The sequence below is a fragment of the Lyngbya sp. CCY1209 genome, from assembly GCF_055795065.1.
In genome coordinates this window covers 1-13,725 of record NZ_JAYFER010000563.1, presented here as the reverse complement: position 1 = coordinate 13,725, position 13,725 = coordinate 1, and the positions used below count along the sequence as shown (strand labels likewise).

11 protein-coding genes are annotated in these 13,725 nt (G+C 51.3%); 3 read left to right on the top strand and 8 right to left on the bottom strand.

Features of this window, described 5'->3' with window-relative positions; genetic code table 11:
* A partial coding sequence (locus AC0QHF_RS19775) for a transglutaminase family protein (RefSeq protein WP_324705959.1) occupies nucleotides 1-1,018 on the top strand: 1,018 nt, incomplete at its 5' end.
* 2 nt (nucleotides 1,019-1,020) lie between these two features.
* Here the strand turns inward: AC0QHF_RS19775 and AC0QHF_RS19770 are convergent.
* The 3 genes from AC0QHF_RS19770 to AC0QHF_RS19760 all read right to left on the bottom strand — a co-directional run bounded on the left by AC0QHF_RS19770 (nucleotide 1,021) and on the right by AC0QHF_RS19760 (nucleotide 4,945).
* Nucleotides 1,021-1,623: a class II aldolase/adducin family protein gene (locus AC0QHF_RS19770; protein WP_324705958.1), complete on the bottom strand. Its 603-nt coding sequence runs from the start codon at nucleotides 1,621-1,623 to the stop codon at nucleotides 1,021-1,023.
* A gap of 69 nt (nucleotides 1,624-1,692) precedes the next feature.
* The gene (gene htpG, locus AC0QHF_RS19765; RefSeq protein WP_324705957.1) at nucleotides 1,693-3,684 is read right to left on the bottom strand and encodes a molecular chaperone HtpG; all 1,992 of its coding nucleotides are present in this window, start codon (nucleotides 3,682-3,684) and stop codon (nucleotides 1,693-1,695) included.
* Between the two features lie 418 nt (nucleotides 3,685-4,102).
* Entirely contained in the window at nucleotides 4,103-4,945 is an 843-nt protein-coding gene (locus tag AC0QHF_RS19760; RefSeq protein ID WP_324705956.1) for a sulfotransferase family protein, read from the bottom strand.
* Nucleotides 4,946-4,996: 51 nt separating this feature from the next.
* On the opposite strand from AC0QHF_RS19760, the gene AC0QHF_RS19755 reads away from it, so the two are divergent.
* Together AC0QHF_RS19755 and AC0QHF_RS19750 are read left to right on the top strand one after the other, a co-directional pair.
* Nucleotides 4,997-5,983, top strand: a complete 987-nt coding sequence (locus AC0QHF_RS19755) for a glycosyltransferase (RefSeq protein ID WP_324705955.1) — start codon at nucleotides 4,997-4,999, stop codon at nucleotides 5,981-5,983.
* A gap of 37 nt (nucleotides 5,984-6,020) precedes the next feature.
* Entirely contained in the window at nucleotides 6,021-7,016 is a 996-nt protein-coding gene (locus AC0QHF_RS19750; RefSeq protein WP_324705954.1) for a glycosyltransferase, read from the top strand.
* Here the strand turns inward: AC0QHF_RS19750 and AC0QHF_RS19745 are convergent.
* The 5 genes from AC0QHF_RS19745 to gloA form a co-directional block, all read right to left on the bottom strand.
* Complete coding sequence (locus AC0QHF_RS19745) at nucleotides 7,002-7,946, bottom strand: glycosyltransferase (protein ID WP_324705953.1); 945 nt, start codon at nucleotides 7,944-7,946, stop codon at nucleotides 7,002-7,004. The two genes, AC0QHF_RS19750 and AC0QHF_RS19745, sit on opposite strands and share 15 nt — an antisense overlap.
* A gap of 46 nt (nucleotides 7,947-7,992) precedes the next feature.
* A complete protein-coding gene (hpsE, locus tag AC0QHF_RS19740; RefSeq protein WP_324705952.1) occupies nucleotides 7,993-8,937 on the bottom strand; it encodes a hormogonium polysaccharide biosynthesis glycosyltransferase HpsE in 945 nt (314 codons plus the stop codon).
* 117 nt (nucleotides 8,938-9,054) lie between these two features.
* Nucleotides 9,055-10,005, bottom strand: a complete 951-nt coding sequence (gene hpsE / locus AC0QHF_RS19735) for a hormogonium polysaccharide biosynthesis glycosyltransferase HpsE (protein WP_324705951.1) — start codon at nucleotides 10,003-10,005, stop codon at nucleotides 9,055-9,057.
* Nucleotides 10,006-10,046: 41 nt separating this feature from the next.
* The gene (gene clpB, locus AC0QHF_RS19730) at nucleotides 10,047-12,833 is read right to left on the bottom strand and encodes an ATP-dependent chaperone ClpB (protein WP_324705950.1); all 2,787 of its coding nucleotides are present in this window, start codon (nucleotides 12,831-12,833) and stop codon (nucleotides 10,047-10,049) included.
* Nucleotides 12,834-12,992: 159 nt separating this feature from the next.
* Nucleotides 12,993-13,430 carry a lactoylglutathione lyase gene (gloA, locus tag AC0QHF_RS19725; protein ID WP_324705949.1) on the bottom strand — a complete coding sequence of 146 codons (438 nt, stop codon included), beginning with the start codon at nucleotides 13,428-13,430 and terminating at the stop codon, nucleotides 12,993-12,995.
* Between the last annotated feature and the right edge of the window lie 295 nt (nucleotides 13,431-13,725).

The window sequence follows — 13,725 nt, the reverse complement described above, 5'->3', positions numbered from 1 at the left end:
AATCGTTGGCGGGCAACCGGGGACGGTTGCCACCACGGGTTTTTTCCATTTTCACAGAGTCAGGCGAGTTGAAAAGTTAAAAGTGAATCGTTGGCGGGCAACCGGGGACGGTTGCCACCACGGGTTTTTTGATCCGATTTTTCCCAACGCCCCACCGAACACACCCTTATTGATGAATTATCAAATTATTCACACCACGACTTACACCTATACCCGATCGGTCGAGTTGACGCCGCATATTGTCCGGCTGCGGCCGCGATCGGATGCGTTTCAAACCTTGCGGGAGTTCGCGATCGCGGTGGAACCCGAACCCAAGGGAATTTCGGAAATTGTCGATCTCAACGGCAACGATATTATCAAACTTTGGTTTTCGGGGACGACGACGGAGTTGAAGGTTAAAGTCAGTTCGGAGGTGGAAACCCACTGCACGAATCCGTTTAATTATCTCCTCGAACCTTGGGCGCTGCACCTGCCGATCGCGGACTATCCGGCGCCGATGTTGGCACATTTGCAACCCTACATGAAGGGCTGCACCGATCCGGCGGTGGTGCAACTCGCCCAGGAACTTTGGCACTCCTGCGGCGGGGGGGTACTGTCTTTTTTGAGCGCCCTGAACCGGCGCATTTACCGCACCTGCCAGCACATGATCCGGGAAACGGGGGCGGCTCTGCCGCCGGGGATAACCTGGCGGCAGCAGGCGGGTTCCTGTCGAGATCTGACGGTTTTGTTTGTGGAAGCCTGTCGGGCGGTGGGTTTGGCGGCTCGGTTCGTCAGTGGCTATCAGGAGGGGGATCTGACGCGCAACGATCGCCACCTCCACGCTTGGGCGGAAGTTTATCTCCCCGGTGCCGGGTGGCGGGGGTACGACCCGACCCAGGATCTGGCGGTGGGCGATCGCCACGTCGCCCTCGTCGCCTGTGCTCAACCCAAATACGCCAGCCCGATTTCGGGCAGTTTTCGGGGTTCGGGGGCGTCTTCCCAAATGGAATATGAATTACTCATCGACAAATTGGATTGAGGCTATTTTAATTCGCAATATCCCAACAGGATTTCCCCGGCTTCTTTCAAGTCCCGCCCGAAGCTCAAAAACCCGTCTTCGTGTCCCCCCATCACCAACAGTTTGACATGGGCCAGGTTTTCTTCTTCAAATAAACGAAACATTTCCCGCGCCATCTGGGGCGTGCCGTAGGGGACTTCCGGGCGGGTGGTGGGGACTTGAAACATCAAATCTTTCCAAAATTGCGGGTGGTGGACGTGGGCGATCGCATTAATTTCCGGTTGATGCTGATAGATTGCCGCGTGGGTCAACGCCTCGGAAGAAGCCCGCACCGGACCCCGACAGGTGATCCAATTTTCCCGCCAGTTAAACTCCGTGACGGTGGTGTAATGTTCGGGTTGCAAATGGGGCAAATGTCCGGTCTGGGTTCCGGTGATGATAAATTGTTCGGAATTGCCGATCCGGACGCTGATGTTGCCGAACCCGATGCCGTCGTCGTAGGTCCCGATCAACCCCAGAGAATGGAGGCGATCGCGCCACCTCATCAAGTCCGGCAACCATTCCCCCTCGGGGGGTTCGGCTTCCGTCCAATTACAGGAATATTTGATAACGCCTTCGTCCATCATAGAAAATCAAGGGAATAAAAATATCAAAATTCCCCCTTAAAAAGGGGGATTGATGGGGACGATACGGACTTACATCGCCCGTTCCGTCAACTTCGTCAAAACGTGGTTCGATCGCTCCACGAAATCTTTCATACCCTCGGCATCAAAGCCCTTTTGAGCCATCAACGCCAAGTCATAAACGTGGTGGCAGATCATTTTTGCCAACTCCTCGGAGGGAGACTCGCCGCCCTCTTGGATAATCGTCCCCTGATTCAAACTCGCCAGATTTTGGATCAGCGGGTGGGCGGTATTCACCAACAAAATATGATCCTCGGGGAAGTCGGCTTTTTGCTGTTGTAAAAGGGCCGTCATATCCTGCAACCGCCGCATCGCCTCCGGCAGCAGAACCATCGCCGGGGGGGTATCCTCCGACTTGAGCGATTCGGTGCGGATATTCAGGCGGGGTTTGTTGAGGGACTTCTCGAACAACTCCTTGATCTGTTCGCTGCGGGTTTTGTTGGTTTTGGGATCGACGATTTCCGATTCTTTATCTTTTTCGATCAGGGTGTCGTCGAGTTCGGAGTCTACCCGAGAGAATTTGACATCGGAGTGTTCCCGCTCCAGGAAACTGATAAAGTGGGTGTCGATAAAGGAGTCGAGGAATAACACTTCCAAACCCTGGCTCTTGTGGAGTTCCACATAGGTGGCTTGGGAAGCCTCCTCGGTGCAGTAAAAGACCCGATTTTCGTGGCGGGATTGGTTCCGCTCCAGGTACTCGCTGAGGGTGGTGTAGTAGCGCCCCTGTTCGTCGGTGCTGGCGGATTTTTCACGGTCCGATTTCACCTCTTCCCAGGCGTCTCCCTCCTCGGTTTGCACCTGGACTTCGGCGGTTTTTGCCTCCCCTTCCTCGGCGGGAGGTTGGTAGGTGCTGCGGAAGATCAGGATATCTTCGACTTGCTTTTTAAATTTGTCGTCGTTGAGGGAACCGAACTTGACAAACGTGCCGACATCCTGCCAGCAGCGGATGTATTCTTGGCGATCGTCCCGGTAGAGTTCTTTGAGGCGATCGGCGACTTTTTTGGCGATGTAGTCGGCGATTTTGCGGACGGTGCGGTTGCTTTGCAGGGCGCTGCGGGAGATGTTGAGGGGGATGTCGGTGCTGTCGATCACGCCCCGCAACGGCATCAGGAATTTGGGGATGACTTCCTCGCAGTGGTCGCTGACAAATACCTGGTTGCAGAATAGTTTGATATTGCCCTGGGTGACATCCACATCGGGTCTGAGTTTGGGGAAGTAGAGGATGCCGTTGACGATGAAGGGATAGTCGGTGTTGAGGTGCACCCACAGCAGGGGATCTTCCTGGAAGGGGTAGAGGTAGCGGTAAAGATCCAGGTAGTCGTCTTTGCTGAGGTTGTTGGGGGATTCGCGCCAGGGGGCTTTCTGGCGGTTGATGACTTCGCCGTCCATTTTGATGGGGACGGGCATGAAGTCGCAGTAGGTTTTGATCAGTTGCTTGATGCGGCTGGGTTCGAGGTACTCCTGTTCGTCGTCCATCAGGGTGAGGGTGACGGTGGTGCCGCGTTCGGTGCGGGCGGAGTCTTCGAGTTGGAATTCGGGGGAACCGTCGCAGGTCCAGTGGACGGCTTGGGCGCCCTCTTGGTAGGAGAGGGTGTCGATTTCCACCTGTTTGGCGACCATGAAGGAGGAGTAGAACCCGAGCCCGAAGTGGCCGATGATGGATTCTCCTTCGTTGGCCTGGTATTTTTGGATGAATTCTTCGGCGCTGGAGAAGGCGACTTGGTTGATGTATTTTTTGATTTCGTCGGGGGTGAGCCCGATGCCGTTGTCGCTGACGGAGAGGGTTTTGGCGTCTTTATCGATCGCGATCGCGATTTCGGGTGAGCCGATGTCCCCGGAGTATTCCCCCCGGCGGGCGACCATCTTCAGCTTGGCGATCGCATCGACGGCGTTGGAGACGAGTTCCCGCAGGAATACCTCGTGGTCGGTGTAGAGGGATTTTTTGATGATCGGGAAGATGTTCTCGGTGTGGATCGTGATCTGTCCCTTTTCGAGTACGGTCATGGGCGCTATGTCTCACATCTTATGGTTGTCATCTCTTGATTTTGGGCGATCGGCGGGGCATAATGGTAATGGATCACCCCACCGGATGATTCGGATTTCCGTAATTGGTTGGCTACGAGCATCCCAGAAACCTTGAGACGTCATGGCTACTTTTGCCGTTCATTCAATCAAAAATAAACTCAAAAATCTGTCGCGAATTCTCACTATCAGCACGAAGTCAGACTCGGACATGAAAAACTCTCATTTGAAGAGGCGATCGCTTCTGAGGAGAAACGGTTGGGAGGAGAAGTTGAACGTATCTTAAAGGATGAAAACTATAACAGTTTCAATCATCAAAACTATTCTTACTTGTCCCGTGGAATCTACAGGAATCGAATTCATAATTTTTGACTCGAATTAAATGAGAAATTGACTAGACTTACCAATTGAGTTCTTCAAGATTTACGACCGATAGTTTATCCATAATGTATGCCTGTTGTTCTTCATTAAAAATTTTAAAAAACTTATTAGAAGGGCGGTAATTTATTCCGTCACAATTGACCGATCTTCCTTCCCGATCAAGGCTAACATAGTGAGCCATTTCGGCATAATTTTCAATCATATTGACATCGAATTCGACGTTTAAGAAATTGCAAATTTTGCGAAGGACTGTCTCGGCTTGACTGACCAAGTTTTCATACCGAACAATTAAATGATTGGGCTGATTTTGGTATTTTTGAGTAGCTCGAATAGCGGACAGCCAGTTATCAATACAGGTGTCAATATCTCGGACTCCCCCCCAAGGTTTTGGATATTGATGAGTCACTTCATAGAGAGAGGCGACTACATCCGTCCCATTTCTAATCAAATGGATGAAGCTGGCACTCGGTAAAAATTTTTCAATCGACTCGATTCGGTAAATATGGTCGGGAGTTTTTTCTAAAATTATAGATTTGTTTTGTTCGGCAGCTAGTTCTCTTAAAATTTTGATAAACTGGTGAGTACAGTGGCTCATCAAAGGTACTTTAGGGATACGACGAATCAAATCGGGACGACCGAGTTCATCTCCAAAAAAAACTGCCAGCCTCGAATTCAATTGACGAGATGCTAAATTGAAAGCATATCGGCGTCGTTCGTATGGAGAAGGGAGCAAAACGTGAAAAAATTTGGTTTCCGGAAAGGATGCGATTTGAGGGTGGGTAGCCAGCAGACTTTGGAGCAGCGTCGTACCCGAGCGAGAGCATCCAACCAAGAAAAACAGTGGGGCGGATTGTGTTATCATTATTTGATTCCTTACTGATTACTTGCATTCCCTGGCTGGGAGCTAGAGCCAATGACTTCAGTATCTGTAATTATTCCCGTTTATAACGGCGAGCGGACAGTTCGAGAAACTATCGAATCAATCTTATGTCAAAGTCTCTCGGATTTTGAACTGATCGCGATCGATGACGGATCGACGGATCGTACTGTAGAAATTATATCACAGATTAAAGATCCTCGTCTGAGAGTTAAGTCCTATCCAAATGCGGGTTTGGCAGCCAGTCGCAATCGAGGAATTCGAGAAGCCAAGGGAGAATATATTTCCTTTATCGATGCGGATGACCTCTGGACTCCAGATAAGTTAGAATCCCAGTATCAAGCATTGCGAGAACATCCCGAAGCTGCCCTCGCTTACAGTTGGACGAATTGCATTGATGAATCCGGCAAATTTCTCCGTCCTGGAGGTCATAAAACCGTCAATGGAAATGTTTATTCTCACATTCTCGTCAATAACTTTATCGAGAGTGGTTCTAATGTTTTAATTCGCCGAAATGTGTTGGAAGAAGTCGGTTTATTTGATGAGTCCCTGCGGGCTGCCGAAGACCGAGATCTGTGGATTCGGCTGGCGGCTCGCTATCCCTTCGTTGCAGTACCCAAAGCTCAAATTTTATATCGCATTTCCCCAACCTCCATGTCCGCCAATATCATTCGGCAGGCAAAAGAATCGACCGGAGTCATTCACAGAGCTTACAGTCAAGCCCCCTCCTCCCTACAATATCTCAAAAAACACAGCCTTGCTAATATTTACAAATATCTGACCGTCAAAGCTCTCGAGGGGGAACCCGATCGCAGACGGGCGATATTTGCCGTCCAACTTTTCTACCAAGCCATTGTCAACGATCCTTCACTCCTACAACATCGAGTCACAGTTCGTGCCTTACTCAAAATCCTCGCGATCGCTATTTTGCCTCAATCCCAAGCCCGGATTCTTCTTGCCAGATACGGAAAAATCGATAATATTGGAGCCTTGATGATGCTGATCCGCACCGATCCGGAATAAACTGAATCTATACCCCTTTAAAGTGAACTCACTCTGTATGCCAAAAATATCTGTTATCATCCCGGTTTACAACGGTGAAATAACCATTCGAGAAACTATCGAATCGGTCTTAAATCAAACTTTCACGGACTTCGAGTTGATTGTCATAAACGATGGTTCTACCGATTCAACCTTAGACGCGATCGCCCAAATCTCAGACCCCAGATTGCAAACATTTTCTTATCCGAACGCCGGAGCCAATGTGAGTCGGAATCGAGGTCTGGCAAAATCTTCCGGCCCATATATTTCTTTTATCGATGCGGACGACCTCTGGACTACTGATAAATTAGAATCCCAATATCAAGCCCTGCAAGAGAACCCCGACGCGGGTCTCGCCTACAGTTGGACGGACTGCATCGACGAGTCGAGCCAATTTCTTCGCCCCGACAGTCGTGCGACTTTTTCTGGAGATGTTCTCGCTCCCATGCTGCTGGCTTATTTCCTGTCTAACGGTTCTAATCCTCTCATTAGACGGGAAGTTTTTCTGGAATTGGGAGGTTTTGATGAAACTCTCACTTTCGCCCAAGATTGGGAAATGTATCTCCGAGTTGCCCGCCATTATCCCTTCGCTGTCGTTCCCAAACCCCAAGTCCTCTACCGTCAATCTGCCAGTACGATGTCTATGAATGTTGTAAAGAAAGAAGTTGCTGTCATCCAGGTCATCAATCGTGCTTTTGACCGAGTTCCCGAAACTTTACAATATCTCAAACCTCGAAGTTTGGGGAACTTTTACAAATATCTGACTGTCAAAGCTCTGGAAGGAACCTCTACTCGACAGCGGGGAATTTCCGGTTTTCGATTCTACTTGAATGCCCTACGAAACGATCGCAATTTACTGACGGCCCCCGTCACCCTAAAAGTTCTCTATAAAGCGGCTGTTATCAGTTTATTCTCACCCCCCATCGCCCAAAATATTCTCGCCAAAACACCAAAACTTTCCAATACCAGCACCTTGCTCGGGTATATTAATCTCGATACCTCACGATCGCCGTAACTTCAACAATACCGATTCCGCATAAGTTGACGGTAAAATCGCCATGACTCCGCTTTTGATCGCCATTGTCACAATAAATTTGAACTGCGATCGCGACTCCGGTTCGCAGCGGATATAATCCCACAATAATCCGAAGGCTTGTCGCCCTTTTTGGCGTGTGGGTTTACCCTCAAAACTCTTACACAACAGATATTTGTATATATTGGCTTGACTGGCTTTTTTTAAATGCTGTAAAGAAGCCGGAGATCGAGCAAATGCTCGCTCGGTGACTTCCAGACATTCTCGTTTGTGGGATTCAATTTGAGCTGACATAGCCGAACTCGAAATTCGGTGAAAAACCTGACTCTCCGGGACGGCAACAAATGGATATCGAACCGCCAACCGCAACCACAAATCCCACTCCCCCGAAGAATTGATACTGGGGTCAAATCCCCCCACTTCATCCAACGCGACTTTGCGAATTAATGGGTTGGATGCCGTATCTAAAAAATTATCCACCAGCAATTTCGAGTAAACGTTTCCCGTCCAAGATAAATGCCGTCCCCTCGCGATGAGGTTCCCGGAATCATCGCAGTGGTCCGTCCAACTGTACGCCAGAGCGGCATCCGGATGCTCTTGTAAGGCTCGCAACTGAGATTCCAATTTCTCTGAAGTCCAGAGATCGTCATGGTCTAAAAAGGCGATAAACTCCCCTTTCGCTTGCTCCCATCCCCGATTCCGACTCGTCGAAACCCCGGCGTTCGGATAGGGTAAAATTTGAATCCGAGGATCATTAATTTGAGAGATAATTTCGACCGTTTTATCTTGAGAACCGTCGTCAATCACAATCAGTTCCCAATCAGTATTGGTTTGATTTAAAACTGATTGAATGGTCGATTGAATGCTTTTTTCAGAATTATAAGTTGGAATCACTACCGATATAGATACCATATTTTTTTGAGAATTATAATCAAACTTAAGCTCGTTGTTTCGGCTGTCATTTTTGAAATGAAATTTTATTGATGTAATAATAGATAGGGCTAATGGCACTCGCCCAGAAAAAATTGAGTTCGCAAGCATTTACCAAGTCGGATTGGACTTGTTTTTTATATTTTGCAAAATGTAAAATTACTCTTTTCAACCCCCCAAACATTACCCGGAAAAACAAGAGAAATTTTTGTCCCCAAGTTTTCGCCAAAATTACCCGACAGCCAAACGTATACAAACCGTAGCGGTAAGCCAGAGAAAGCAAATAGCTTTTTTCCAATCTTTCTGGAGGAATTAAATGATTTAAGTGCATGGCAGGATTGTACCAAATTTCCCAGCCGTTTTGATAGAGATAAAGGGAGAGTTCGTAATCATTATCTCCTCTACTTACAGCCGCGATACATTCGGGATTTGAACTCTCTAACAACGCTTTTCTGCGAAGGACTAACCCGGCACCGGATGGAAGTTGTAACAACTCCGGATTGAACTGAAATGCTTGTTCGCCACTTTCCCGTATTGCCAATACAAGATGTTCAATTCTTTTGAAATTTTCGGGGGGTTCTGTTTGATATAACGCATGAATTTGCCCCCCATAAATGCCGGCTTTTGGATATTGATTCCCGAACAAATAAGCCTGTAAAACCCAATCCGAATTGGGCAAATTATCGTCATCCAAAAATGCGACGAACTGACCTTCGGTTTCTTCAATTCCCCTGGTGCGGGCAAATGTGAGTCCCTGTCGCCGTTCAAAAACGTATTTTAAAGGGACTTGTAGGTTCCAGGTTGATTGCAATTCTCGAACGACTTTTGCCGTCTCGTCACTGCTATTATTATCGACGACCAGAATTTCCCACTGTATTTCCTCCGTCCCCGTTTGCGATCGCAATTTTTCCAGCACTCCGGGCAATCGTTTGGCACCATTGTAGATTGGAATCACGACTGAAAAATCCATCATTTATTACCCCTCGTTTTGATTGTTTTACGAACATTTGAATAAATAAAAGCGACCGATACAACGACTTCTGAAATCTTTTTAAATTGGCATCATCACATCCGGGGCGACCTCGCCCGCTCAAGTTGTTTGATGGGGTTTTAGCATAAAGTAAAATGGACTAAAAAATCTGCCGATCAAAAATTGCATTTCACTGGCTGCAACAATTTCCGTATATACGGCAAGCTTATATTTAAATAGATGTATGATAATTTTTCGGATATCGTTCAGCAAGTAAGCGAGGGCAATCGGGGGCCGTTGCCATTGAGGAAATTTTAACATTCGGATGGCGTGGCTACTCAACCCGACTCCAAAACACAATTTCATCAAGTAGTCTTTTTCTAAGCGGTGCTGGGGAATTAAATGATCGATCGCCATGTCCGGGTTGTACCAAATTTCCCAGCCGGCTTTTTGAATATATCGCAGTACCTCCAAATCTTCACTGGCCAGCATTTGACCCCCAACTCGACCTGTGAGGATCATCTGTGAGGGGACATTTTCTAACCAAGTTCGTCTGCGAACGACCAAGCCGGCTGATGGCGGTAACATTTTTATTTTGGGTTCATATAAATGGGGACGTGAACCTCGCTCTGTAATTGCTAAAAATGCCTTGATTCGCTCGAAATTCGGTGGCGGTTCGGCTTCAAAAATGCCGTGAATTTGACTGCCGTAGGCTCCCGCTTGCGGATATTCTCGGGAAAATTTGACGGCTTCCGATACCCAATCCCATTGGGGTACGTTGTCATCGTCCAAAAAGCCGATCAACTCGGCTTGGGACTCCTGTACGGCCCTTTTTCGCGCAAAAGCCGCCCCTTGTTGCGTTTCCAAACAGTACCGCAACGGAACATCGGACAACCAATTCTGCTGATACTGTCTGACAACTTCTGCCGTCCCGTCGGAACTATTATTATCCACCACCAAAACTTCCCAGACGATCGCATCTGTTCCCGTTTGCGATCGCAGCTTTTCCAACACCTCCGGCAAACGCTTTTCGCCGTTATAGGTGGGAATCGCCACCGTCAAATCCAGCATCACTCGCCTCCGATTTTTAGGATGACCTGGCCTTCGAGGGTTCAACTGTCGTCACTCTTTCCAGTCGTCGCGACGGGTTCGGCCGTCACTTCAACCGGGTCGGATTGCACCTCAGATTCGATCGCCGGAGAACTAAAAATGAGTTCCCCATCGCCCAAATCCACACCGATCGTATCCCCGGACACGAACTTCTGTTCCAAAATCAGGTTCGCGATCGGATTTTCCAGTTCCCGCTGAATAGCCCGCTTCAGGGGTCGGGCGCCATACACCGGATCGTAACCCACATCCGCCACATAATCCAACGCCTTCGGCGACAACTCCAAACCAATTTTTTGTTCGGCCAGGAGCCGCTGCACCCGCCGCATCTGGATCGCGACGATATCCCGCAACTGGGCCTTGCTCAGGGTGTGGAACAGGATCATCTCGTCCACCCGGTTAAGAAACTCGGGTCGGAAGTGCGATCGCAGCGCCTGCATCACCCGGTCGTACATCTCATCGTAGCGGGAATCATCCCCCGCCACATCCAATATATACTCCCCGCCGATGTTGCTCGTCATCACGATCACCGTGTTGCGGAAATCCACCACCCGTCCCTGGCTGTCGGTGATGCGGCCATCATCCAACACCTGCAACAGGATGTTGAACACGTCGGGGTGAGCCTTTTCCACCTCGTCGAACAAAATCACCGAATAGGGGTGGCGTCGCACCGCCTCGGACAACTGCCCCCCCTCATCGTAGCCCACATATCCCGGAGGCGCCCCCACCAGACGGGAGACGGCGTGTTTCTGCATATATTCCGACATATCGATGCGGATCATCGCCTCTTCGCTGTCGAACAGGAATTCTGCCAGGGCCCGGGCCAGCTCGGTTTTTCCCACCCCCGTCGGCCCCATGAACAGGAAGGAGCCGATGGGGCGTCCGGGGTCCTTCATCCCCGCCCGGGCCCGGCGGATCGCCGCAGCTACCGCCGCCACGCCTTCCTCCTGGCCGATGACCCGCTGGTGCAGGTGGCTCTCCAACTGCAACAATTTTTGTCGCTCTGACTGCAACAGGCGGTTGACGGGGATTCCCGTCCACTTGGCGACGATCGCGGCAATATCCGCCTCCGTCACCTGTTCCCGCAGCAGGGAAGACCCCTGGGCCTGCAATTTCAACAATTCCGCCTCCCGGGCCTCGCGATCGCGGTGTAACGTCTCCAGTTGCCCGTATTTCAACTGAGCGGCTTTATTAAGGTCGTAGGCCCGCTCCGCCTGCTCGATGAGCACCCGCAGTTTCTCTTCCTCTTCCTTGAGGCGGTTGATCTCGTCGAGGAGTTCCTTTTCCCCCTTCCACTGGGAGGACAGGTGTTCCTGCTTGGCTTTGAGGGCCTCGATTTCTTCCCGGATGCGATCGAGGCGGACGCCCAAGCCGACGTCTGCAGTGCCCCGGCCCGCCCCGTCTCGGGTGGCGGCGTTCCCCTGGCTTTCCCCCTCCACGGAGAGTTTTTCCATCTCCAACTGCATCAGGCGGCGCTCGATCTGCTCCAACTCCACCGGCTTGGAGGTGATCTCCATTTTCAACTGGGCCGCGGCCTCGTCCACCAGGTCGATCGCCTTGTCGGGGAGGAAGCGATCGCTGATATACCGGGCCGACAGCATCGCCGCGGCCACCAGGGCGGAATCGGTGATTTTCACCCCGTGGTGGCGCTCGTAGCGGTCTTTGAGCCCCCGCAGGATCGACACCGTATCTTCCGGACTGGGCTGATCGACGTAAATCTGTTGGAACCGCCGCTCCAGGGCCGGGTCTTTTTCGATGTGCTTGCGATATTCGTCCACGGTGGAGGCGCCGATGCAGCGCAGTTCGCCCCGGGCCAGCATGGGTTTGAGGAGGTTGCCGGCGTCCATCCCCGAGCCGCTGCCCCCCGATCCGGCGCCGACGACGGTATGCAATTCGTCGATAAATAGGACGATCTGACCCTCGGAGTGGGTGACTTCCCGGAGTACCGATCGCAGCCGTTCTTCAAATTCGCCCCGCAGCTTGGCCCCGGCGATCAGGCTGCCCATGTCCAGGGAAATCAACTGGCGGTTTTTCAGGGATTCGGGTACGTCCCCGTTGACGATGCGCTGGGCCAACCCTTCCGCGATCGCCGTTTTCCCCACCCCCGGCTCCCCGATGAGCACCGGGTTATTTTTCGTCCGCCGGGACAGGCAACTGACGACCCGGCGAATTTCCTCGTCCCGGCCGATCACGGGGTCCAGTTTCCCGGCTTTCGCCAATTCCGTCAGATCCCGGCCGTAGCGGCCGAGGGCGTCGTAGCTATTTTCGGGGGTCTGATTTTCCACTTTGGCATTGCCCCGCAAATTTTTGATCGCCGCCTCCAATTTTTGGCGGACCGGAGCCTGGGAGCCGTTGCCGGGGCGATCGAACCCGGGGCGCCCGGGCCGTCTGGATTGCTGGCCCCCGCCGCCCAAAATTCGCCGTCCGACGCGGGTATCTTCCCCGATGGCGATGACCATGTGTTCGACGGAGATGTAGCCGTCCTGCCAAGCGGCTCGGGTCTCTTCGGCCACGTCCAGCATCATTTCCAGATCCCGCCCCAGGTAGAGGTGTTCGATGGTTCCGACCCGAGGTTGGCGTTTGGTGAAGGCTTCCAATTGCTGGAGCACCTGTTCGGGGTCGAAGCCGGCCCGCCCCAAAATGTTGCTGGCGAGTCCGTTTTGCTCCAACAGGGCGATCGCGACGTGCTCGACTTCTAAATGCTGGTTCTGGAAGCGGCGGGCCACATCTTGGGACTTGACGATCGCTTCCCAGGCCTGATCAGTAAATTTGCTCGGGTCAGTCGGTTGCATTGCTTACAGTGTTTGGGGATCGAAATTCAATCGGTTCTCGTGTCAATCTTTCGGGACTTAATTTTCGCGGTCAACCCCGGAGGGGCATTGAAAAGCGGGAGCCGGGGAATTGATAATTGTCAATGATCAATTGTCAATTATCAATTCCCCAGTTGGCTCTTAGCTGGACTGGCCGGCGGCGACCGGAGTTTCTTTCTGTTCGCTGCTGCCCTGGGTTCCCAGTTGAATCAGTTCGATTTTATACCCATCCGGGTCTTGTACGAAAGCGATCACGGTCGTTCCGTGTTTCATCGGGCCGGGTTCACGGGTAATTGTACCCCCCGCCGCCCGGATTTGCTCGCAGGTGCCGTAAATATCATCCACACCGATGGCGATATGGCCGTAGCCGTCCCCGAGGTCATAGCGATCGACGCCCCAGTTGTAGGTCAGTTCGATAACGGTATGATCCGCCTCGTCCCCGTAGCCCACGAACGCCAGGGTAAACTTTCCGCCGGGATAATCTTTCTGGCGCAGCAGTTTCATCCCCAGGATATCACAGTAAAATTTCAGCGACTCGTCCAAGTTGCCGACCCGCAGCATCGTATGTAGAAGTCTCATGGGATGGGTTCTCCTCCTTTCAGTATTACGCCTCACCTGTTATTGTAGGGAAATCTCCCCAGTTTGTCTTTCCGAGTCCGGCGGTATGGCGCTGCGCGCCGGTAATGGGTAATAGGGAATAGGGAATAAGAGGCTCGAATCACCCGGTTTGTCTTTCTGACTCCGGCGGTATCAGAAAAAAGATGCGAGAAACAAGATGTGAGAAACCGGGTTTCTACCGGCATCTTTACGCCCCCCACCCGAAATGTTCAGAGAAACCCGGTTTCTATCCCTCTCAATTATCCGCGATCGCACC